This is a genomic window from Variovorax sp. GW821-FHT09B05 (assembly GCF_059418265.1).
In genome coordinates this window covers 286,478-308,235 of sequence record NZ_JBWKPN010000010.1, presented here as the reverse complement: position 1 = coordinate 308,235, position 21,758 = coordinate 286,478, and the positions used below count along the sequence as shown (strand labels likewise).

The 21,758-nt window shown below is 70.0% G+C and carries 16 protein-coding genes; 5 read left to right on the top strand and 11 right to left on the bottom strand.

Features of this window, described 5'->3' with window-relative positions; genetic code table 11:
* Positions 1–25: 25 nt before the first annotated feature.
* From AC07RM_RS25790 to AC07RM_RS25770, 5 genes are all read left to right on the top strand, one after another.
* Positions 26–766: a GntR family transcriptional regulator gene (locus AC07RM_RS25790; RefSeq protein ID WP_296800552.1), complete on the top strand. Its 741-nt coding sequence runs from the start codon at positions 26–28 to the stop codon at positions 764–766.
* Positions 767–884: 118 nt separating this feature from the next.
* Positions 885–1,928: a taurine ABC transporter substrate-binding protein gene (locus AC07RM_RS25785; protein ID WP_057593783.1), complete on the top strand. Its 1,044-nt coding sequence runs from the start codon at positions 885–887 to the stop codon at positions 1,926–1,928.
* 4 nt (positions 1,929–1,932) lie between these two features.
* A complete protein-coding gene (locus AC07RM_RS25780; RefSeq protein WP_495336375.1) occupies positions 1,933–2,748 on the top strand; it encodes an ABC transporter ATP-binding protein in 816 nt (271 codons plus the stop codon).
* Positions 2,745–3,560 (top strand): ABC transporter permease, encoded by an 816-nt coding sequence (locus tag AC07RM_RS25775; RefSeq protein WP_296780635.1) that lies wholly within the window; start codon positions 2,745–2,747, stop codon positions 3,558–3,560. The genes AC07RM_RS25780 and AC07RM_RS25775 overlap by 4 nt, the downstream gene beginning before the upstream one ends.
* 7 nt (positions 3,561–3,567) lie before the next feature.
* Positions 3,568–4,809 carry a pyridoxal phosphate-dependent decarboxylase family protein gene (locus tag AC07RM_RS25770; protein WP_495336374.1) on the top strand — a complete coding sequence of 414 codons (1,242 nt, stop codon included), beginning with the start codon at positions 3,568–3,570 and terminating at the stop codon, positions 4,807–4,809.
* Positions 4,810–4,821: 12 nt separating this feature from the next.
* Here the strand turns inward: AC07RM_RS25770 and AC07RM_RS25765 are convergent, their stop codons facing one another.
* The 11 genes from AC07RM_RS25765 to AC07RM_RS25715 form a co-directional block, all read right to left on the bottom strand.
* The gene (locus AC07RM_RS25765) at positions 4,822–6,834 is read right to left on the bottom strand and encodes a lipoxygenase family protein (protein WP_495336373.1); all 2,013 of its coding nucleotides are present in this window, start codon (positions 6,832–6,834) and stop codon (positions 4,822–4,824) included.
* A gap of 204 nt (positions 6,835–7,038) precedes the next feature.
* A complete protein-coding gene (locus AC07RM_RS25760) occupies positions 7,039–8,463 on the bottom strand; it encodes an 8-oxoguanine deaminase (RefSeq protein ID WP_495336371.1) in 1,425 nt (474 codons plus the stop codon).
* A 1-nt stretch (position 8,464) separates the two neighbouring features.
* Positions 8,465–9,880, bottom strand: coding sequence for a nucleobase:cation symporter-2 family protein (locus tag AC07RM_RS25755; protein WP_495336370.1), 1,416 nt, complete (start codon positions 9,878–9,880; stop codon positions 8,465–8,467).
* A 119-nt stretch (positions 9,881–9,999) separates the two neighbouring features.
* A complete protein-coding gene (locus AC07RM_RS25750; RefSeq protein WP_495336368.1) occupies positions 10,000–10,902 on the bottom strand; it encodes a LysR substrate-binding domain-containing protein in 903 nt (300 codons plus the stop codon).
* 47 nt (positions 10,903–10,949) lie between these two features.
* Positions 10,950–13,211, bottom strand: coding sequence for a phosphocholine-specific phospholipase C (locus AC07RM_RS25745; protein ID WP_495336367.1), 2,262 nt, complete (start codon positions 13,209–13,211; stop codon positions 10,950–10,952).
* A gap of 32 nt (positions 13,212–13,243) precedes the next feature.
* A complete protein-coding gene (locus tag AC07RM_RS25740; RefSeq protein ID WP_093355428.1) occupies positions 13,244–13,426 on the bottom strand; it encodes a hypothetical protein in 183 nt (60 codons plus the stop codon).
* Between the two features lie 234 nt (positions 13,427–13,660).
* Entirely contained in the window at positions 13,661–15,913 is a 2,253-nt protein-coding gene (locus AC07RM_RS25735; RefSeq protein ID WP_495336366.1) for a phosphocholine-specific phospholipase C, read from the bottom strand.
* A 14-nt stretch (positions 15,914–15,927) separates the two neighbouring features.
* Positions 15,928–18,120, bottom strand: a complete 2,193-nt coding sequence (locus AC07RM_RS25730) for a phosphocholine-specific phospholipase C (RefSeq protein ID WP_495336365.1) — start codon at positions 18,118–18,120, stop codon at positions 15,928–15,930.
* Positions 18,121–18,167: 47 nt separating this feature from the next.
* Positions 18,168–18,353, bottom strand: coding sequence for a hypothetical protein (locus AC07RM_RS25725; protein ID WP_208512533.1), 186 nt, complete (start codon positions 18,351–18,353; stop codon positions 18,168–18,170).
* Positions 18,354–18,405: 52 nt separating this feature from the next.
* Positions 18,406–20,502 (bottom strand): LamG-like jellyroll fold domain-containing protein, encoded by a 2,097-nt coding sequence (locus AC07RM_RS25720; protein ID WP_495336364.1) that lies wholly within the window; start codon positions 20,500–20,502, stop codon positions 18,406–18,408.
* 247 nt (positions 20,503–20,749) lie between these two features.
* Positions 20,750–21,751, bottom strand: coding sequence for a 5'-nucleotidase (locus tag AC07RM_RS25715; protein WP_495336363.1), 1,002 nt, complete (start codon positions 21,749–21,751; stop codon positions 20,750–20,752).
* Between the last annotated feature and the right edge of the window lie 7 nt (positions 21,752–21,758).

Genomic DNA, 21,758 nt, shown 5'->3' with positions numbered 1-21,758 from the left:
CACAATCCCACCGAGCCGACCCCCGATGCCCGCCTCCAAGCCCACCGCCCGCCGACCCGAGGTCCGTCCGCGCGCGCGCCGTGCCGCCCATGCGGAACCGGCGTTGCGCGACGAGGGGCAGGGCGCGCGCGCCGACACGCTGACCGACCAGGTCTACCAGCGGCTGCGCCAGTCGCTGATGACGGGCGCGCTGCTGCCCGAGCAGGTGCTGACCGTGCGCGGCGTGGCCGAGAGCCAGGGCGTGAGCCTGACGCCGGTGCGCGAGGCGGTGCAGCGGCTGGTGGTGGAGCACGGGCTCGAGGTGGTCAACGGCCGCACCATCCGCGTGCCGCGCCTCGACGTCGAGACCTACCGCGAGATCCTCAAGATCCGCATGGAGCTCGAATGCCTGGCGGCCAAGGAGGCCGCGCCGCGCATCTCGAACGACGAGATCGAGCGTCTCGATGGCGTGGTGCAGGCGCACCTGGCGGCGATCCAGGCCGGCGACGCGCACCGCACGCTGCTCGAGAACACCGAATTCCATCTCTCGATATATCGAGCCTCGGGCCAGGCCATCCTGATCCGCATCATCGAGAGCCTGTGGCTGCGCGTCGGCCCCACGCTGAACCTGCTGTTCCCGCAGTACTGCGGCAGTCTCACGGGCCACGAGACGCATCTGACCGCGATGGACGCGCTGCGCCGGCGCGACGGCGACGCGCTCGGGCAGGCGATGCGCGACGACCTGACGCACGGCTCGCGCTACCTGATCCGCCTGCTCAAGCCCTGAAAAAGCGGCTGGCGCGGGTTTTTGCGTAGACAGAATATATTCTGATCGCCTAAAGTGCGGCCCAAGGCCTCGTTGCCGGGGCTCCAGTTCCTTCGTCTGTTCGAAGAAAGGCCGTCGCATGAAGTTGAATCTCTCCCGCCGCGAGTTCCACCTGGCCAGCGCCCACATGCTGCTGGCCTCTTCCGCCGGCTCGCTGCTGCTGGGGGCCTCGGGCCCGGCTGCCGCGCAGGCGCGCTCGGTCAAGCTCGGCACCTTCGGCGCCATCGATGCGCAGAACTACATCCGCGCGAAGAACATGGCGGCCAAGACCTTCGGCGCCGGCACCAGCGCCGACTTCGTGACCGTGCGCGCGGGCTCCGAGGTGATCGCGGCCATGGCCGGCGGCAGCCTCGACATGTGCAACATCGGCTCCAGCCCGATGATGGTCGGCTACGCCAACGGGCTGAAGGCCTCGATGGTCTACGTCTACAAGAACATCGTCGACAGCGAATGCCTGGTGGTGCAGGGCAACTCGGGCATCACCACGGTGGCGGGGCTCAAGGGCAAGAAGATCGGCCTGCCGTTCAACACCTCGGTGCACTTCGCGGCGGTGGCGGCGCTCAAGACCGCGGGCATCGGGCTGGCGGACGTGCAGCTCATCAACATGCGCGCCGACCAGATCGCCTCGGCCTGGCAGCGCCGCGAGATCGATGCCAGCTACATCTGGGTGCCGGTGCTGCCGCGCCTGACCGAGGACGGCGGCAAGATCATCTTCAAGACCGGCGACCTCAACAAGAACAACCTGCTGATCTTTGACGGCCTGCTGGTGCGCGACGAGTTCAAGCAGAAGTCGCCCGACCTGGTGCTGGCCTTCCTCAAGGACTACGAGCAGATCGCGCGCACCTTCAAGCAGGAACCGAAGGAAGTGGTCGAGACCATGACCAAATTCCTCAACGTCGACGAGGCCGCGGTGATGCGCTCGCTCAACACCTTCTACCCGGTGCCCGCGCGCGAGCAGCTGCAGAGCCACTGGATGGGCAAGCCCGGCGAGAAGGACACGGGCGTGCTCAAGACCTTGCAGACCCAGGCGCAGTTCCTGCTGGAGTCGGCGCAGATCTCGGCCATGCCGAAGGACCTGAGCGGGCTCGTCGATTCGAGCTTCGTCGCCAAGATGGCCGCCTGAGGCCATGGGACTGCCACCGCAGCAGGCGGGCACGCCCAAGGTCCGTTTCGAGGAAGTCTCCAAGCGCTTCGGCGACGGCCCCGACGCGGTGCAGGCGCTGGAGCCGATCACGCTCGACATCGCCGAGGGCGCCTTCACCTGCCTGCTCGGCCCCTCGGGCTGCGGCAAGAGCACGTTGCTGAACATCCTCGCGGGCTTCGAGCAGCCCACGGCCGGCCGCGTGCTGATGGACGGCCAGCCGGTGCGCGGCCCCGATCCGCGCCGCGGCGTGGTGTTCCAGCAGGGCGCGCTGTTCACCTGGATGCGCGTGATCGACAACGTGGCCTTCGGGCCGCTGGCCACGGGCAAGTCGTCCGCCGAGGCCACGCGCATCGCTTCGCAGTACCTCGAGATGGTCGGCCTCACGAGCTTTGCCAGGCGCTATCCCTACGAGCTCTCGGGCGGCATGCAGCAGCGCGTGGGCATCGCGCGCGCGCTCGCCAATTCGCCCGAGATCCTGCTGATGGACGAGCCCTTCGCCGCGCTCGACGCGCAGACGCGCGAGCTGCTGCAGGAGGAGATCAAGCGCATCTGGCACGAGACGCGCAAGACCGTGCTCTGGATCACCCACAGCATCGACGAGGCGCTGTTCCTCGCGACCGAGATCGTCGTGATGTCGGCGCGCCCGGGCCGCATCAAGGCGAAGTTCCATCCGGGCTTCGCGCAGAGCGACGACCCGGCCGTGGTCGCGAGCGCGGAGTTCGCGCGCATGAAGGCCGAGATCTTCGGCCTGCTGCGCGAGGAGGCGCTGGCCGCGCAGCACCAGGAGGCGCAGCGATGAGCGCCGCACCGAACCGGCCGAATGGTGCCCGCGGCCGCGCGCGCTGGATCAACCTCGGCTCCTTCGCCGCGCTGTTCGTGCTGTGGTTGCTGATCACCGTGCCGATCGTGGGCGACCAGCCGCTGGTCGCGCCGCTGTTCCTGCCCTCGCCGATGTCGGTGTGGAACACCTTCCTCCAGCTCATGCAGAACGGCTACCAGGGCAAGACGCTCGCGCACCACCTGGGCATCAGCCTGTTCCGCTTCGGCGTGGCCTTCGGGCTCACGGTGCTGGTGGCGGTGCCGCTGGGGCTGTGGATGGGCATGAACGAGACCGTGAAGGCGCTGCTCGATCCGCCGATCGAGATCACGCGGCCGATGCCCAAGCTCGCGCTGCTGCCGCTGCTCATCATCTGGTTCGGTATCGGCGAGGTCTCGAAGATCGTGATCATCGTGCTCGCGCTGTTCCCGATCCTCTCGATCAGCGCCATGCAGGCGGTGCGCGCGGTGGGCCGGCGCAAGGTGCAGGCGGCGATGGCGCTGGGCGCCTCGCGCACCATGATCTTCCGGCGCGTGATCTTCCCGGCCAGCCTGCCGGGCATCTTCACCGGCATCCGCGTGAGCATCGGCCTGGGCGTGACCATGCTGGTGGGCGCCGAGATGATCGCCACCAACGCGGGCATCGCCTACATGGCGATGTCGGCCTCCGACTTCCTGCTCACCAACGTCGTGATCGTCGGCGCGCTGATCATGGCGATCCTCGGCTACCTGCTCGACCTGCTGGCGCGGGCGCTCGAAAACAAGGTCGTCCACTGGGGCGGCAAGGAAGGATGAAGCGACCATGGCATTGACATTCCCCGAGCAAGGCGCGTCCTGGCCCGAGCTGCAGCGGCGGCTCGAGGAAGCCGGCCGCGGCGACGCCGACTGGCGCAACGGCCGCGTGCCGATGTTCATCCACTACGCGGGCGAGGACGTGCTCGAGGTGGCCAAGCAGGCCTACCTGATGTACTTCTCCGAGAACGGCCTGGGCCCGCGCGCCTTCGCGAGCCTCGCGACCTTCGAGCGCGAGGTGGTGGAGATGGGCCTTTCGCTGCTGCATGGCGGCCCCGAGTCGCGCGGCGCCATGACCACCGGCGGCACCGAGAGCATCTTCCTCGCGGTCAAGTGCGCGCGCGACCGCGCGCTGGCGCGGCGCCCCGGCATGGCGAAGCCCGAGATCCTGATGCCGCAGAGCGCGCACCCGGCCTTCGACAAGGCCGCGCACTTCCTCGGCCTGGTGCCGGTGCGCACGCCGCTGGCGGCCGACTTCCGCGCCGACCCGGCGGCGATGCGCGCCGCCTTCACGCCCGACACCGCGATGGTGGTGGGCTCGGCGCCGGCCTTTCCGCACGGCGTGGTCGATCCCATTCCCGAGATCGCGGCGCTGGCGCGCGAGCACGGCTGCTGGATGCATGTGGATGCCTGCGTGGGCGGCTACTTCGCGCCCTTCGCGCGCGAGCTCGGCGCCGACATCCCCGACTTCGATTTCGCGGTCGAGGGCGTGACCTCGATCTCGGCCGACCTGCACAAGTACGGCTACACGGCCAAGGGCGCCTCGACCCTGTTCTTCGCCGACCCCGAGGCCTTCGCGCTGATGGGCTACTACTTCGACGACTGGCCGCGTGGCCAGTACTTCACCCACACGCTGGTGGGCACGCGCGCCGGCGGCGCCATCGCCGCGGCCTGGGCGGTGATGAACTACCTGGGCCATGCGGGCTATCTGCGCGTGACCGAGCGCGTGCTCGCGACGCGGCGCGCGATGCAGCAGGGCCTCGATGCGCTGGGCCTGCCCACGCTGGGCCGGCCCGAGCTGTCGATCTTCGCCTTCGGCTCGCCCGAACGCGACATGGGCGCCATCGGCCGCGGCCTCGGTGCGCGCGGCTGGACCGTGGGCTACGTGAAGAACCCCGACGGCATCCACCACATGCTGAACCTCACGCACGAGCCGGTGGTGGGGCAGTACCTGGGCGACGTGGCCGCGGTGCTGGAGGATCCGGCGACCTTGGCGAGCGGCGCGGCGAGCGCGGTGAAGGCGCAGTACTGAGCCGCCCCCGGTTCAGATGTTCGTGCTCGACGGAATCCGGCTCGGCAGCAGGTGCTCGTAGGGCCGCGAGCGCGTCGTGTTGCGCTGCTTGATCGTGGCCTCGATGTTCGCCAGTGCCGCGCGGAAGCGCTCGAGCGGCCCGCCCTGGCCCGCGATGGCCGGATCGATCAGCACCGGCAGGTGCGGAAAGGCGTTGTCCTTGTACTCGCCGAGCGGCCGGTAGTAGACGCCGCCGAGAATGTGGAACAGCAGGATCTGCTCCTGCGCCGCGAGCCGCGCGGGCAGCATCTGCGACCAGGTGGCCTCCGACTGGCCGGCCGTCGAGGCGGGCGCCGGCGTGCCGGCCATGCCCGCGCTGAAGGGCGCATAGGTCATCACCGAGAGCTGCGGGAAGTTCACCGCCGCATGCTGCGCGCTCGTGTTGAAGACGATGGCCGTGATCACGTCGGCCAGCCTGGCGCGCGTGGAAATCGCCGGCAGCCCCTTCACCTTGCCGTGGGTCGAGAGGTCGACGGCCCAGGCCTGCAGCTCGTGGTCGCCGCTCACGTCGGTGTCGCTGAGGTAGTAGGTCGCGACGTAGTCGCCCACCCATTGCGCGATCGCGTTCCACAGCAGCAGCGCGTCGTCGCGGTACGGGTACTCGGGCAGCTCGCCCGGGTTGTCGACGCCGCGCGCGCGCAGCTCGTCGGGCAGCATCAGGTTGGCCTGGAAGTCGTAGGCCAGGCGGTCGCGGCCGCACTCGCGCTGCAGGGTCTCGATCGGCGCCGCGAGGATGCCGTCGCCCGTGGTCAGCGGCGCCATGATGATCAGCGTGGCCGCCTCGTTGATGAACATCGCGCCCTCGAGGTGCGGCGACAGCAGGCGGCTCAGCGGATGCGCGGTCGCGAGCTGGCGCTGCGTGGCCATCGCGAAGGCCTCCGACATCAGGTGCGTGCGGCCCAGGTGCACGAACATCTCGTGGTAGTTGAAGTCGGCCACCTGCACCGTGGTCTTGGCCGATTGCCAGGCCCAGTAGGCCTCGGCGTTCGAGGCGTCGTCCACGCGCAGGAAGATCGGATGCTGCGCCGGGTTCTGGCCGCACTGGATGGCCACGGGCACCAACGAACGGCCGGCCCTGGGCCGCGCGAACAGCGCGACCGGCATGAAGACATAGGCGGTGCCGGTCAGCGGCTTGGTCACCGGGCCCGTGGGCGCCATGTCGCCCAGGCCTTCGTAGTCGAGCAGGTAGAGACGACCCTCGGCGGCCGCGTCGGCGAGGCTGTCGGCGTTGCCCATGGCCTGCCGGTACTGCGCGTCGGTCAGCGGGAACTTCGAGGGCAGCACGCTCGCCTTGCGGATCAGCATCGGGTTCGGGCCGGCCACGCGCATCCAGGCGAACAGCGCGTTGTCGCGGAAGACCTGCGCGATCGACGGCTTCTCGATGGTCGCGAACAGCGCGTCGTACTGCGCCACGGTGCGCGGCCCGCCGAGCAGGCCCTGCGTCATCAGGTCGTGGTGCACCTGGCGCAACTGGGTGGCGATGTCGCCCGCGGTGCCGGTCAGCGTGCCCAGCAGCGCAAGCGCCGCGGCCGGCAGCGTGAGCAGGCCGGCGTTCTGCGACAGCAGCTGCGCGAAGCTCGCCTGCAGGCTCGAAAGCCGCGTGCGCAGGTTGTCGAGCGTCTGCAGGCTGCCGCTGGCGAGCGGGCTGGTGGCGAAGGAGGCCGCGAAGTTCACGGCCGCCTCGAGCGCGCGCGACAAGGTCAGCAACTGGTGCTCGAGCGCCGGCAGTTCGGCCGGCGGCACGACAGTGCCCATCGGCACGCCCGCGAGGTTGAGGTGCGACTCGGTCCAGAGGTAGGTGGCCTGCCGGCTCACCAGTTCGAGCCGGCGCAAGGTGGCGCTGATCGGATCGATCTTCTGCGGCAAGGTGGGCCTGGGCACCGGCAGCGCGGCCGAGGCGGTGGAGGGCGCGCCGACCAGCAGGCTGCCGAATCCGGCCGCGGTGCCGGCCGCGGCCGCGCCCTTGAGGAGTTCTCTGCGTTTCATCGCTGGTGTTCCCTGTTGTTGTCGTGCATCTGGAACATCGGCCGATGGTTCTCGCCCTGGCCGACAAAATCGAACGCTCGTTCTATTCGAGCCAGCGGATTCTGCGGACGAGGCATGACGCCCGCAATGCGGGTAGCTGCCTAGGGCGAAGGTTCGCATCCGGCGTGGCGAAAGCGCACGCCGGTCAGGTGGAGCTCAGCCGTCTCAGGCCGTATGCGGATGCCGCGCGCGCTCGTACAGCGTGCGTGCGAGTTCGCGGTGCCGCGCGAGCAGCGGCGGCAGCTCGAGATCGACGAAGCGGCCCTCGCGGATGCGCACCTGGCCGTCGATGATGCTGAGCGCGGCCGAGGCGGGCGTGCAGAACACCAGCGCCGCCACCGGGTCGTGCCACGCGCCCGCGTGCGACACGCCGCGCAGGTCGAAGCCCACCACGTCGGCCGACATGCCCGGCGCGAGCGCGCCGATGTCGTCGCGGCCCAGCACGCGCGCGCCGCCCAGGGTCGCGATCTCGAGCGCCTCGCGCGCCGTCATCGCGGCCGGGCCATGGCCCACGCGCTGCAGCAGCATCGCCTGGCGCGCCTCGCCGAGCAGGTGCGCGCCGTCGTTCGAGGCGCTGCCGTCCACGCCCAGGCCCACCGGCACGCCCGCGCGGCGCATGGCGCCGATGGGCGCGATGCCCGAGGCCAGCCGCATGTTCGAGCACGGGCAGTGGGCCACGCCGGTGCCGGTGCGGCCGAACAGGGCGATGCCCGCGGGGTCGAGCTTCACGCAGTGCGCATGCCAGACGTCGCGGCCGACCCAGCCCAGGTCCTCGGCGTACTCGGCCGGCGTCATGCCGAACTTCTCGCGCGAGTAGGCGACGTCGTTGTCGTTCTCGGCCAGGTGCGTGTGCAGCGACACGCCGCGCTCGCGCGCGAGCAGTGCCGAGTCGCGCATGAGCTCGCGCGAGACCGAGAACGGCGAGCAGGGCGCGAGCACGATGCGCCGCATCGAATGGCGCGAGGCATCGTGCCAGCGATCGATCAGCCGCTCGCTGTCGCGCAGGATCGCGGCCTCGCTTTCCACCACCTCGTCGGGCGGCAGGCCGCCGGCGCTGCGGCCCACGCTCATGCTGCCGCGCGCGGCATGGAAGCGCATGCCCATCGTGGCGGCCGCCTCGATCGAATCGTCGAGCCGCGCGCCGTTGGGGAACAGATAGAGATGGTCGCTGGTGGTGGTGCAGCCCGAGAGCATCAGCTCGGCCATCGCGGTCTGGGTCGACACGTGGATCATCTCGGGCGTGAGCCGCGCCCACAGCAGGTAGAGGTTGGTGAGCCAGCCGAACAGCTCGGCGTCCTGCGCCTCGGGCACCGCGCGCGTGAGGCTCTGGTACATGTGGTGGTGCGTGTTTACAAGGCCCGGCATCAGCACGTGGCCGTGCAGGTCGATGGCCTTGGCACCGCCGCTGCGCAACGCCTCGAGGTAGACCGAAGGCAGCTCGGCCGTGGCACCGACCCAGGCGATGGCCGGCCCGTCGATCACCAGCGCGCCATCGGCGATCTCTCGCCGCGCGGCGTCCATGGTGACGAGCACGTCGGCGTGGCGCAGCACGCGCAACGGCCGGGGCGAGGAAGCGGTGGAGGAAGTCATGTCATTCGGTTCCGTGCGAGGTGCGTGCCGTCAGTGTGAAGGAACGCTCCCTCGACTGCACGCCGTTGTAGAAGAGATTGAGCAGCACCGCGGCGACGGTGCCGAGCACGATGCCGCTGTGCGTCAGCGGATGGGTCCAGGCCGGAAAGTGCTGGAAGAAGTTCGGCGACAGCGTGGGAATCAGCCCGAGGCCGACGGAGATCGCGATCACGTAGAGCGCATGGCGCTCGCGCGCATAGTCGATGCTGCCGAGGATGCGGATGCCGGTGGCCGCGACCATGCCGAACATCACGATGCCGGCGCCGCCGAGCACGAAGGAGGGCACCGAGGCCACGACGTGCGCGACCTTGGGGAACAGCGCGAGCGCGATCAGCAGCACGCCGCCGCCGGCCGCCACGTAGCGCGAGCGCACGCCCGTGACCGTGACCAGCCCCACGTTCTGCGAGAACGAGGTGTAGGGGAAGGTGTTGAACACGCCGCCGATCACCGTGCCCAGGCCGTCGGCACGCAGGCCGCGCGAGAGCGCGTCGGTGTCGACCTTGCGGCCCGTGATCTCGCCGAGCGCGAGGAACATGCCGGTCGATTCAACCAGGGTGATCAGCATCACGATGCACATCGAGGCGATGGCCGTGAGCTCGAAGCGCGGCAGGCCGAAGTGGAAGGGCGTGGTCAGGGCCATCCAGCTCGCTTCCTCGAGCCCGTCGAACTGCATGCGGCCGAGCGCCAGCGACAGCAGCACGCCGAAGACGATGCCCAGCAGCACCGCGATGTTGGCGATGAGGCCCTTGCCGAAGCGCGTGATCGCGATGATCGCCGCCAGCACGGCCGCGGCGATGGCGAGGTTCACCGGCTCGCCGTAGGCCGGGTTGGCCACCGCATGCGCCACGCCCTCGATGCTGCGCGTCGAGGTGGGCTGCCCGCCCGCGGCCCAGTGGATCGCCACCACCATCAGCGAGACGCCGATCAGCGTGATGACCGTGCCCGTCACCAGCGGCGGGAACACGCCGAGCACGCGCCCCATCAGCGGCGCGAGCGCGATGCCGAACAGCCCCGCCACGATGGTGGCGCCGTAGATCGCGGGCAGGCCCAGCGAGGGATCGATGCCGATGGCGATCATCGGGCCCACGGCCGCGAAGGTCACGCCCATCATCACCGGCATGCGGATGCCGAAGCGCCAGAAGCCGATGGCCTGCACCAGCGTGGCGATGCCCGCGGCCAGCAGGTCGGCATTGATGAGGAAGGCGATGTCGGCCTTCGAGAGGCCGAGCGCGCCGCCCACGATCAGCGGCACCGCCACCGTGCCCGCGTACATCACGAGCACGTGCTGCAGGCTCAGCGCGCCGCAGCGCATGAGGGGAAGCTTCTGGTCGACCCCTTCGCCGTCTCCTGCGGGGGTCTTTTTGTCGTTCGAAAGCATGGGACTTTTCCTTCCGGCCGATGACCGGCGCGGCAGTCTAGGAGCCATGCCTTCGAACGCGCAAAGTCAATAAATGGCGCGCCCCGTGCACAAAAAGTGGACGGCCGCCGGCGCCGTGTTCAGGGCGCGAGCAGCTCGTCGAGGCAGGCCGTCACGTGGTTGGCGAACAGCTCGGCCGCGGGGCTCGGCGACTGCGCGGCGCGGGCCTCGAGCGTGAGCGTCTGGGCCGGCAGGGTGGCGTCGCGCAGCGGCACGAAGACCAGCGAGCCGTCGTGCATCTCCTCGGCCACGTCGAGCCGGTTGAGCAGCGTGATGCCCTCGCCCTCGCGCACCAGGCGGCGCATCAGCGCGGTGGAGGTGGTCTCGATGACCGGCGAGGCGCTCAGGCCCGAGCGTTCGAAGGCGGCATCGATGATCGGCCGGATCGACAGCGAGGGCGCGGGCAGCAGCAGCGGATGGCCCACGCACTCGGCCAGCACGGTGCTCGCATGGGCCGTGAGCGCATGGCCGGGCGGCACCACCGCGCCGATCGGCCACTCACTGGCGAACAGGGTGCGAAAGCCCGCCGTGGCGGGCACGTCGTAGGCCAGCGCGAGGTCGGCATCGCCTTCGCGCACGCCATGCAGCACGGCCGCGATCGGCAGGCCCAGCAGCTTGAGCTGGATGCCGGGATGGGCCGCGCGAAAGCGCCGCACCACGCCCGGCAGGAAGGCGTCGGCGAGGCCGGCGGTGGTGGCCAGCGTGACCTCGCCCTGGCGCAGCCCGCGCATGGCCTCGATGCGCTGGCGCACGCCGTCGAACTCACGCAGCGTGCCGCGCGCATGCGCCAGCACCAGCTCGCCCACCGGCGTGAGCTTGAGCGTGTTGTGGATGCGCTCGAACAGCGGCGCGCCCAGCTCCTCCTCGAGGTTGAGGATCTGCCGGTTGATCGCGGTCGGCACCACGTGCAGCTGCGCGGCCGCCTTGCGGATCGAACCCGCGCGAACCACCTCGACGAAGTACCGGACCACCTTGGCGTGCATGACATCTCCCGCGCCACCGTGGGCGCGGGGGGATCATGCATGCGGGCTCAGAGGTCGGGCAAGCCCAGCGCGGGGTCGCTGACCGAATGCTTGCCGGTCTCGACGCGGCCGGCGAAGCGGCGGTAGTAGGCCGGATCGGCATCGCAGGTGACGGCGAAGTCGTACCACTGGCCGCTGGCCGCGAGCTCCCAGTGCAGCTCGGCCTTGGCGCCGCCCGCGACGGTCGCGGTCCACGGGCCGTCGTCGCGGTAGGCCTTGGCGCGCACGCTGAACTTCGCCGCGGCCTGGCCGCCGTTCATCATCTCGAGGTAGACGTTGCCGTTGGCGATGTCGTAGCACACGCGCAGCTCGGGCACGGCCGCGCCGCCGGCGCGCAGCGCGTTGAGGTCGCCCTGGAAATGGCGGTGGTAGCCGTTGGGGCCGAGCACCCAGAGGTCGTAGCGGCCGGCGTTGTCGGCGGTCGCGTTCCAGCGGTCGTCGAGCGACTTGCCGGCTTCGACCATGTAGCGGCGCGGCAGGCGGTCGAGGTTGAGCCGGTCGTAGACATGGAACACGGCGGCCGCGTTGCCGGTGTTGGCGAACAGCAGCTGCAGCGTGCCGCCGGCCGCGTCGGCCCTGGCGCTGGTATGCAGCTCGTAGGGCAGCGCGCGCGAGGGCCGCGTGCCCGTGGCCTGGCGCGGCAGCAGGCCGTTGGCCGGCGGCGTGACCTGCGGCAGCGCCTGCTGCGCGGCGCGCAGCTGGTCGGCCTCGGCCTTGGTGCGGCGGCCCGCGAGCGTGGGCAGCGCCTCGCCGTTGGGGTTGGCGAAGTTGAAGGCGCTCGTGAGGTCGCCGTTGACCGCGCGGCGGAACGGGCCGATGTTGCCTTCCTTCACGCCGAAGCGGGCCTCGACGAAGCGCAGCACCGAGGTGTGGTCGAAGGTCTGCGAGTTGACCCAGCCGCCGCGGCTCCAGGGCGAGATCACGTACATCGGCACGCGCATGCCGGGGCCGTAGACGTTGCCGTCGGGCGTGGGCTGCGACTGCGTCATGCCCGGCGGCTTGGGATGGTTGAAGTACTCGAAGCTCAGGTCCGCGTCGGACATCGTGGTCTTGCCCGCGAAGGCCTTCACCGAGGGGTCGGCCGATGCGATGGGCGAGGGCGCCGAGGCCGAGGGCACGTGGTCGAAGTAGCCGTCGTTCTCGTCGAAGTTCACGAACAGCACGGTCTTGCTCCAGACCTCGGGCACGGCGGTGAGCGCCTCCAGCACCTGCTGGATGTACCACGCGCCCTGCACCGGGCTCGAGGGGCCGGGGTGCTCGGAGTAGACGTCGGGCGGGATCACCCACGACACCGCCGGCAACCGGCCGGCCTTCACGTCGGCGCGGAAGGCATCCATGATCGCGCCCGCGTCGAAGGCCGCCTGGTCGGCCACCGGCAGCGTGTTGGCCGTGCCCTTGTAGAGCGGGTTGCCGACGTCGTCGCCAGGCGCGTAGGCCGGCGATGCGCCCTGCGGCAGCGAGGTGCTGACCGGCTTGGCCGAGGCCTCGTTGGCCTTGCGGAAGTTCTTGAAGCCCAGCAGCGGATTGCAGCCGTAGTTGTTCGGGATGTTCTGGTAGACCATCCAGCTCACGCCCGCGTCCTGCAGGCGCTCGGCATAGGTCTTCCATTCGTAGCCCTCGGTCGAGGGACCGGTCGAGCTCCAGGCATTGACGTTGTTCACGTAGGCCACGTTGCCGCCGGTGGGGCCGTTGGTGCCGGTCCAGTGGAACGAGCGGTTGGCGTGCGTGCCGGTGTGCATCGCGCAGTGGTAGTCGTCGCAGATCGTGAAGGCGTTGGCCAGCGCGAACTGGAACGGCAGCTCGGCCTCGGCGAGGTAGCCCATCGACTGCACGTAGGGCGCGGTGCTGCTGACCTTCTTGTAGCGCGGCCACTGGTAGAGGCGGCCGCCGTCCCAGGCGTTGTGCGAGTCGACCCAGGTGTGCGGCGTGCTGCTCACGCGCTGCGCGTTGCCTTTGCTGCCGTCGAGGTGATAGGGCAGCACCACCTTGCCGTTCTCGTCGAGCTGCTGCCACACGTTGAGCCCGTTGGGCAGCGGGATCGGGAAGCGGTCGCCGAAGCCGCGTACGCCCTGCAGCGTGCCGAAGTAGTGGTCGAACGAACGGTTCTCCTGCATCAGGATGACGATGTGCTCGACGTCCTGGATGGTGCCGGTCTTGTTGTTGGCGGGAATCGCGAGCGCGCGGCGGATGGCCGGCGGAAAGGCCGAGAGCGCGAGCGCGGCGGCGCCGGTGGTGGCGCTGCCGGTTAGGAATTTGCGGCGTGAGGTCATGGTCTTGTCGTGTTGTTTTTCGGGCCGTTGTATCAGGGCGCGCAGCGCATCACGGGCTGCGTGGTGGCGGGCGGGTTCTGCGTGCCGCCGTCGCCCGGGTTGCCCGTGCCGGGCAGTCCGCCGAAGCCGCCGCCGCTGCCGCCACCGCAGGCGGCGAGGGTGCAGGCCAGGATCAGCGCCGGCAGCAGCCGTGCGCGCGAGAAGAAGAGATGCATGGGAAATCCTCGCAGGTGTGTTTTCTTGTGAAGAGGCGACGAGGAGCGCGCCGCCACTGCCACGGTAGGAAGCGGCAATGACAGTCGAGTGAAGAACGAGGCCCAGGTGTAAGCGCGCGTTGCGCCTGCGCGCGCGATGAATACCAAAGCCGGACAGGCAGCGCGCGAAGGGCTCGCGCGTACCGTGTCCGGCTTGGTGGGAAGGCTTCGGAAGCCTTCAGCGATGCATGTGCTTCAGAGGTCGGCCATGCCCATCGCGGGATCGCTGACCGAGTGCTTGCCGGTCTCGACGCGGCCCGCGAAGCGGCGCGCGAAGATCGGATCGGCATCGCAGCTCACGGCGAAGTCGTACCAGGCGCCGCTCGACGAAAGATCCCAATGCAGCTCGGCCTTGGCGCCGGGCTGCACGGTCGCGGTCCATGGGCCGTCGTCGCGGTAGGCCTTGGCACGCACCGTGAACTTCGCGGCCTTCTTGCCGCCGTTGAGCAGCTCGAGGTAGACGTTGCCGTTGGCGATGTCGTAGCACACGCGGACTTCGGGGGCGGCCGCATCGCTCGCGCGCAGGCTGCCGAGGTCGCCCTTGAAGTGGCGGTGGTAGCCGTTCGGGCCGAGCACCCACAGGTCGTAGAAGCCGCTGTTGTCGCGTCCCGCCATCCAGGTGTCGTCGAGCGTCTTGCCGGCCTCGACCATGTAGCGGCGCGGCAGGCGCGCGAGGTTGAGCTTGTCGTAGACGTGGAACACCGCGGCCGCCTTGCCGGTGTTCGCGAACAGCAGCTGTACCGTGCCGTCGAGCGGTGCCGTGCGCGCGCTGGTGTGCAGCTCGTAGGGCAGGGCGCGCGAGGGCCGCGTGCCGGTGGTCTGGCGCGGCAGCTGCGGATCGAGCGGCAGCGGCACCTGCGACAGCGCCTCCTGGTTGCGCCGGATCTGGTCGACCTCGGCGCGAGTGGCGCGGCCGGTCAGCGTGGGCAGCGCTTCGCCGTTGGGGTTGGCGAAGTTGAAGGCGCTCGTGAGGTCGCCGCACACCGCGCGCCGGAAGGCGCTGATGTTGGGCTCCTGCACGCCGAAGCGGGTTTCGAGGAAGCGCAGCACCGAGGTGTGGTCGAAGGCCTGCGAGCTGACCCAGCCGCCGCGGCTCCACGGCGAGATCACGTACAGCGGCACGCGCGGGCCCGGGCCGTAGACGCGGCCGTCGGCCTTGGGCTGGCCGCCGCTGCCCAGCGGCGCGGCATGCGTGAAGTACTCGGGACCCATCGCCGAGTCCGACAGCGTGGTCTTGCCCGCGTAGCTGCCGTCGCCGTTGGGCGAAGGTGCCGAGGGCGAGGGCAGGTGGTCGAAGTAGCCGTCGTTCTCGTCGAAGTTGATCAGCAGCACGGTCTTGCTCCACACCTCGGGCACGGCGGTGAGCGCGTCCAGCACCTCCTGCAGGAACCAGGCGCCCTGGATCGGGCTCGAGGGGCCGGGATGCTCGCAGTAGATCGACGGCGCGTTCATCCAGCAGACCTGCGGCAGCTTGCCTTCGCGGATGTCGCGCTTGAACGCGTCGAGGTAGTCCTCGGGCTTCGTGCCGGGCAGCGTGTTGGCCACGCCCTTGTAGAGCGGGCTCTTCGCATCGTCGGTGGCGCGGTCGTAGGCCTTGTAGGGCAGCGCCTGGCCGGTGTCGGCATAGGGCTTGTTGGGCTCGCCGCCGCTGGAGACCGGGTAGCCCGAGTCGATGTTGGCCTTGCGGAACTGGCGGAACGCGCCGAGCATGTTGTCGCCCCATTCGTCGGGCATGTTCTGGTAGCTGATCCAGCGCACGCCCGCATCTTCCAGGCGCTCCGCGTAGGTCTTCCAGGTGTAGCCCACGCCCAGCGAGCCGGGCCGGCCGTCGATCCAGTCCCATTCGTTGCGCACGAAGGCGGTGTTGGTCGCGGTCGGGCCGTTGGTGCCGGTCAGGTGGAAGGAGCGGTTGGCGTCGGTGCCGGTGTGCATCGCGCAGTGGTAGGCATCGCAGATCGTGAAGGCATTGGCCAGCGCGAACTGGAACGGGATCTCCGTCGCCTTGTGATAGCCCATGGCCTTGCTGGTCTTGTAGCGCGCCCACTGGTACATGCGCCCGCCGTCCCACGCGTTCTGGCTGTCGGCCCAGTCGTGCGGCGTGCCGCCGTCGCGCTGCGCATTGCCCTTCGAGCTGTCGAGGTGGTAGGGCAGGATGGCCTTGCCGCTGGCATCGCTCTGCTGCCAGACGTTCATGCCCTTGGGCAGCGGGATGGTGAAGCGGTCGCCGAAGCCACGCACGCCGGCGAGCGTGCCGAAGTAGTGGTCGAACGAACGGTTCTCCTGCATCAGGATGACGACGTGCTCGACGTCCTGGATGGTGCCGGTCTTGTTGTTGGCGGGGATCGCGAGGGCGCGGCGGATGCTCGGCGGGAAGGCCGAGAGCGCGAGCGCGGCGGCACCGGTGGTGGCGCTGCCGGTGAGGAACTTGCGGCGTGCGTTGTCGGTCATGGTGCGTGCCTCCTTCACAGATCGCCCAGGCCCATGGCCGGATCGCTGACCGAATGCTTGCCGGTCTCCACGCGGCCCGCGAAACGGCGCTGCCAGCTCGCGTCGGCATCGCAGCTCACGACGAAGTCGTACCAGGCGCCGCTCGACGAGAGATCCCAATGCAGCTCGGCCTTGGCGCCGCCCGCGACGGTCGCGCTCCACGGGCCGTCGTCGCGGTAGGCCTTGGCGCGCACCGTGAACTTCGCGGCGGCCTGGCCGGCGTTGAGCATTTCGAGGTAGACGTTGCCGTTGGCGATGTCGTAGCACACGCGCACCTCGGGGATGGCGGTGCCGCCGGCGCGCAGCCGGCTCAGGTCGCCCTTGAAGTGGCGGTGGTAGCCGTTCGGCCCGAGCACCCAGAGGTCGTAGAAACCGCTGTCGTCGCTGACCGCGTTCCAGGCGTCGTCGAGCGTCTTGCCCGGCTCCACCATGAAGCGGCGCGGCAGGCGGTCGAGGTGCAGCCGGTCGTAGACGTGGAACACGGCGGCGGCCTTGCCGGTGTTGGCGAAGATCAGCCGCACGCTGCCGCCGATCGCATCGCTGCGCGCGCTGGTGTGCAGCTCGTAGGGCAGGGCGCGCGAGGGTCGCGTGCCGGTGGCCTGGCGCGGCAGCTGCGGGTCGAGCGGCAGCGGCACCTGGGGCAGTTTCTCCTGGTCGTCGCGCAACTGAGTGGCCGCGTTGCGCGTGGTGCGGCCCGCGAGCGTGGGCAGCGTCTCGTTGTTCGGGTTCGCGAAGTTGAAGGCGCTCGTGAGGTCGCCGCACACCGCGCGCCGGAAGGCGCTGATGTTGGTCTCCTTCACGCCGAAGCGCGCCTCGATGAAGCGCAGCACCGAGGTGTGGTCGAAGGCCTGCGAATTGACCCAGCCGCCGCGGCTCCAGGGCGACACCACGTACATCGGCACGCGCACGCCGGGGCCGTAGACGCGGCCGTCGGGCGCGGGCTGGCCGGTGGTGCCCGGCGGCTTCGGATGGTTGAAGTACTCGGGCTTGAGCGCGTCGAGCGGCAGCGTGGTCTTGCCCGCGGGCGTGCCGTCGGGGTTGATCGAGGGCGCGGCGGGCGAGGGATAGTGGTCGAAGTAGCCGTCGTTCTCGTCGAAGTTGATGAGCAGCACGGTCTTGCTCCACACCTCGGGCACGGCGGTCAGCGCATCGAGCGTTTCCTGGATGTACCAGCCGCCCTGCACCGGGCTCGACGGTCCGGGATGCTCGGAGTAGGTGGCCGGCGCGACGATCCACGACACCTGCGGCAGCTTGCCGCTCTTGATGTCCTGGCGGAACTGCTCGAGGAAGCCGCCGTCGCCCATGGTGTTGGCGATGCCCTTGTAGAGCGGGTTGCGCGCGTCGTCGCTCGCCGGGTCGTAGACCGGCGAGGGGTCGTCGTTGCTGACCGGCTTGCCCGAGGCCTCGTTGGCCAGGCGGTACTGCTTGAAGCCCGCGAGCGGGTTGTCGCCGAAGTTCTCCGGCATGTTCTGGTAGACGATCCAGCTGACCTTGGCCTCCTGCAGGCGCTCGGGATAGGTCTTCCACTCGTAGCCCTTGGCCGAGCTGTCGATCGAGTCCCACTCGTTGTTGACCGTGGCCACGCCCGCGCCGGTCGGGCCGTTGGTGCCGGTCCAGTGGAACATGCGGTTCGAGTTGGTGCCGGTGTGCATGCTGCAGTGGTACTCGTCGCACAGCGTGAAGGCGTTGGCGAGCGCGAACTGGTAGGGCACCTCGGCTTCCTTGAAGTAGCCCATCGCCGCGTTGGTCTTGTAGCGCGCCCACTGGTAGGTGCGCCCGCCGTCCCAGGCGTTCTGGCCGTCGCTCCACGAATGCGGCGTGCCGCTCACGCGCTGGGCGTTGCCCTTGGTGCTGTCGAGGTGGTAGGGCAGGATGGCCTTGCCGCTGGCGTCGCTCTGCTGCCAGACGTTCATGCCCTTGGGCAGCGGGATGGTGAAGCGGTCGCCGAAACCGCGCACGCCCATCAGGGTGCCGAAGTAGTGGTCGAACGAGCGGTTCTCCTGCATCAGGATGACGATGTGCTCGACGTCCTGGAGGGTGCCGGTCTTGTTGTTGGCGGGGATCGCGAGGGCGCGGCGGATGCTCGGCGGAAAGGCCGAGAGCGCGAGCGCGGCGGCGCCGGTGGTGGCGGTGCCGGTGAGGAATTTGCGGCGTGAGTTGGCGGTCATCGTGGTGGCGTCCTGGGCATTCTTTCGGTGCGCAAAGGAGCGGACGCTCAGGGCGCGCAGCGCTTCACCGGCTCGGTGGCGGCCGGCGGATTCGTGCCGCCGCCGGGGTTGCCGGCGCCGGGCAGGCCGATGAAGCCGCCGCCGCCGTCGCCGCCGCCGCAGGCGGACAGCAGGCAGGCCAGCAGCAGGGCGGGCGCGAAGCGAAGCAGGTGAAGGGAACGTGGGGCTTGCATGGTGATCCTCTCTCTCGGGTCGTTGTGTGTGGGGGAAGGGGTGCGATGGGGCTCAGGGCTCGAGCGTGGACAGCGGCTGGCCCGACTTGAAGATGCTCGTGAGCTCGTCGGCTGTGAGCGCGCGGTTCCAGATCGCGAACTCGTTGAAGTCGAGCGGGCCGCGCGGCGAGCTGGTCCAGCGCTTGTAGTACTGGCCGGTGCCGTCCTCGTTGAGGCTCAGGCCGTTCTTCAGACCGCCGAGCTGGGCCACGATGTCGGCGGTCATGTCGGCGCTGCCGGTCTGCAGCGCGCGCGCGGCGTCGAACAGGAAGCCGGTCATCTTGAGGTTGGCCTTGTCGATCACGACCGCCACGTAGGCCCACTGGCCGGCGCTCAGGCGGTAGCCGTTGCTGTCGGCGCGGTCGCCGCCCTTGCCGACGTTGAAGCGCAGCTCGCAGCCATCGAACAGGCCGATCGCGAGGCCGGCATTGCTGCCGCTGTCGTAGTTCTTGTTGGCGATCACCGAGGCGCCGTCGCCCGCGCCCACGCTGCAGGTCGCGTCGGTGCGCAGCCAGAAGCCGATGGTGTAGGCCGTGACCGAGGGCGCGGTCGCCACGTCGGTGGTCTGCAGCAGGCGGTAGCCGGCGGTGCCGTCGGCGGTCTTCACGTTGCTGTCCACGCGCAGGGCCTTGGCCTTGTACGGGGCCTTGAAGCCGTCGTCCGTCAGGCTGCCGCCATCGGCGCCGGCGGCCCAGGGCGCGAGCGTGGAGGCGCTCTTGCGGTCGGCGGGCGGCAGCGCGTCGAGCGGGTAGTAGTTGACCAGGCCGTTGCGCAGCGTGGGCGCGAGCGTGGCGGGCTTCACGTAGGTGACGCGCGCCGGCAGCGCGAGGCTCGCATCGCCCGCGACCACGGTGTAGTCGAAGGCCAGGATGCCGTCGCTGGCTGCTTCCACGGGGTCGTTGTAGGCGGTGGCGCCGGCCGCGAGCGTGGCGACCAGCTTGCCGTCGCGCAGCACCTTCACCGGCACGTTCGCGTTGCCCGCGAGCGTCCACGAGAGATCGACGCTGGTCTTGTCAGCGCCGGTCTTCGCCAGCAGGCCGCGCAATGCGGTGGCGGCCTGCAGCGGCTGGCCGTTGAAGCGGTAGGCCTCGGCCGCGGGCAGCGCGCCGAGGTGGCGCAGCACGGTCGGCGCGATGTCGGTCGCGGCGGCCAGCTTCGTCAGCGTGGCGACGTCGGTGGGCGCGGCCTCGCCGGTGGCGGGCAGCGCGGCCAGCGTCTTGTTGCTCGTGACGAAGATCGTCTTGGTCTGCGCGCTCTGCGTGCCGGTCGCGTTGCCGAAGGCATCGAGGCCGTTCGGGGTGGTGAGCACCACGAGCCAGTCCTCCTTCGCATCGTTGGCGCTGCGCCGCGCGATGCGCGCGAGCAGCTGGCCGACCGCGGCGGCGGTGTCGGACACGGCGCGCTGGTAGGCCTCGCCGCGCAGGCCTGAGGGCGCCGCGGCGGCGGGCGCGCCGTACTGCGCCACCAGCAGGTCGTAGCCCTGGTCGATGAGCTGCGCGGTGCGTTCGGTCACGCAGGCGTCGGCCCCCGCGCAGTCGACGGTGGCATCGAGCGTGCCGCTCTCGTTCGCGAGCAGCGAGCGGTAGTTGGCGCCGGCCGTCACCGAGGCGGTGAGGTAGCCGGCGTCCTTCTTCTGCTTCGCGAGCGCGAACACCGAGGGCGCGAGCTTGGCGTCGATGCGCTGGTCGACCGTGTCCCACTGCACCGAGTGGCGCTGCGCCCAGGTGCCGGTCACGAGCGTGGCCCAGCCGGGGCTCGCGGTGGTGCGCTGCTCGGTGAGCGCGCCATTGGCACCGCCGGTCCAGGCCGGCGCGAGCTTCAGGCCCTGCAGCGCGGGCACCTTGTTCTGCGCCATCGCATCGCGCAGCGCGGCGTGGGTGAGGCCGTCGACCTGCACCACCAGGGCCTTGGGACCGCTCTTGCCCTGGTTGGTGGTGGGCGGGTTGGCGCCGCCGCCGTCGCCGGCCGGCGGAGCGACCGGCGGGAACACCACGCCTCCACCGCCACCGCCGCCGCATGCGGCGAGTGCCGTGGCCGCTGCCAGCGGCAGCAGCCAGCGGGCCGTGGCACGGGATCGGGAAACGGAAAGCGGATGAAGTTTCGGACGCATCGTGGAACCCTGGAATGGAGAGGGAGCAAGGGGCCGGTGACAGTCGGCCCGAGGCAAAAAAAAGTGCCCGGAGGGCACGTGTGCGGACGCCGCGAAGATTAGGGAGAACCCGTGACGCAGCAGTGAACTGCGCATGACAAAGCGAAGGCATGCGCGTGACAGCGCGCCGCCCGTTACTGCGAAAGAATGAAGTCGGAGGTGGCCGATGTGCTCGGCCCGGCGCCGCGTGTCGAGGCGGCGCTCGTGCCTATCGCGAGCGCGGCTTCGGCGAGCGCGGCTTCGCGGGCTTCGCTGCGCGTTGCTTCGCTGGCGCCTTCGCGGTCTTCGGCACCGCCTTCACCGCTTCTTGCGCCGGCTCGTTGCTGATCCCGCTCGACACATGCCCCGCCGGCACATGCCGTGCCGCCGCATCGACATGGCCGGTCTGGTCGTCGAAGAAGAAGTCGGGCTCGAACTCGCGCAGGAACTCGCCCTTGGGCAGGCCGCCGAGGAACATGGCCTCGTCGACGCGGATGTTCCAGTTCATCAGCGTGCGGATGGCGCGCTCGTGCGCGGGCGCGCTGCGCGCCGTGACCAGCGCGGTGCGGATGCGCATCTGCGCATTGCCCGCCATCTGCAGCCGGTGCAGCGCGGCCAGCAGCGGCTTGAACGGGCCGCCGGGCAGCGGCAGGTCGACCTTGCTCGCCTCGTGCGCCTGGAAGGCATCGAGGCCCTCGGCCTGGAACACGCGCTCGGCCTCGTCGCTGAACAGCACGGCGTCGCCGTCGAAGGCGATGCGCACCTCGTTGGGCCAGGCATCGCCGGCCTTCACCGATTCGACCAGCACGCGCGCGGCCGGGAAGCCCGCGCCCAGCGCCTCGCGCACGTCCTGTGCGTTGACCGAGAGGAACAGGTGCGCGCGCAGCGCGCGCAAATAGCCGAAGGGCGGGCGGCCCTGGGTGAACACGCCGCGCTGCAGCTTGATGTCGGCCGCGGCGCTGGAGCGGAAGATGCGCATGCCCGAGACCGGGTCGTTGCGCGAGAGGATCACGACCTCGACGCGCTGCACGCCGTCGTCGTTGAAGCGCAGCAGCTTGCGGATCAGCGAATAGGCGATGCCGGGAGCGGCCGGCACGTCGAGCCGGTCGAGCTGCAGCTTCATGTAGCCCGTGTCGTCGCCCGACTCGAAGATCTTGTTCTCTTCTTCGAGGTTGAACAGGGCGCGCGAGGAGATCGCGACCACGAGCTTGTCTTCGAGGGTGACGGGCATGGCGTGC

What these genes read in the sequence shown, in the direction of transcription:
- AC07RM_RS25760 (WP_495336371.1), bottom strand. Translation starts at nt 8,463, where the DNA reads ATGACTTCCTCCACCGCTTCCTCGCCCCGGCCGTTGCGCGTGCTGCGC.
- AC07RM_RS25790 (WP_296800552.1), top strand. Translation starts at nt 26, where the DNA reads ATGCCCGCCTCCAAGCCCACCGCCCGCCGACCCGAGGTCCGTCCGCGC.
- AC07RM_RS25725 (WP_208512533.1), bottom strand. Translation starts at nt 18,353, where the DNA reads ATGCAAGCCCCACGTTCCCTTCACCTGCTTCGCTTCGCGCCCGCCCTG.
- AC07RM_RS25720 (WP_495336364.1), bottom strand. Translation starts at nt 20,502, where the DNA reads ATGCGTCCGAAACTTCATCCGCTTTCCGTTTCCCGATCCCGTGCCACG.
- AC07RM_RS25785 (WP_057593783.1), top strand. Translation starts at nt 885, where the DNA reads ATGAAGTTGAATCTCTCCCGCCGCGAGTTCCACCTGGCCAGCGCCCAC.
- AC07RM_RS25775 (WP_296780635.1), top strand. Translation starts at nt 2,745, where the DNA reads ATGAGCGCCGCACCGAACCGGCCGAATGGTGCCCGCGGCCGCGCGCGC.
- AC07RM_RS25755 (WP_495336370.1), bottom strand. Translation starts at nt 9,880, where the DNA reads ATGCTTTCGAACGACAAAAAGACCCCCGCAGGAGACGGCGAAGGGGTC.
- AC07RM_RS25765 (WP_495336373.1), bottom strand. Translation starts at nt 6,834, where the DNA reads ATGAAACGCAGAGAACTCCTCAAGGGCGCGGCCGCGGCCGGCACCGCG.
- AC07RM_RS25735 (WP_495336366.1), bottom strand. Translation starts at nt 15,913, where the DNA reads ATGACCGACAACGCACGCCGCAAGTTCCTCACCGGCAGCGCCACCACC.
- AC07RM_RS25740 (WP_093355428.1), bottom strand. Translation starts at nt 13,426, where the DNA reads ATGCATCTCTTCTTCTCGCGCGCACGGCTGCTGCCGGCGCTGATCCTG.
- AC07RM_RS25780 (WP_495336375.1), top strand. Translation starts at nt 1,933, where the DNA reads ATGGGACTGCCACCGCAGCAGGCGGGCACGCCCAAGGTCCGTTTCGAG.
- AC07RM_RS25715 (WP_495336363.1), bottom strand. Translation starts at nt 21,751, where the DNA reads ATGCCCGTCACCCTCGAAGACAAGCTCGTGGTCGCGATCTCCTCGCGC.
- AC07RM_RS25730 (WP_495336365.1), bottom strand. Translation starts at nt 18,120, where the DNA reads ATGACCGCCAACTCACGCCGCAAATTCCTCACCGGCACCGCCACCACC.
- AC07RM_RS25770 (WP_495336374.1), top strand. Translation starts at nt 3,568, where the DNA reads ATGGCATTGACATTCCCCGAGCAAGGCGCGTCCTGGCCCGAGCTGCAG.
- AC07RM_RS25750 (WP_495336368.1), bottom strand. Translation starts at nt 10,902, where the DNA reads ATGCACGCCAAGGTGGTCCGGTACTTCGTCGAGGTGGTTCGCGCGGGT.
- AC07RM_RS25745 (WP_495336367.1), bottom strand. Translation starts at nt 13,211, where the DNA reads ATGACCTCACGCCGCAAATTCCTAACCGGCAGCGCCACCACCGGCGCC.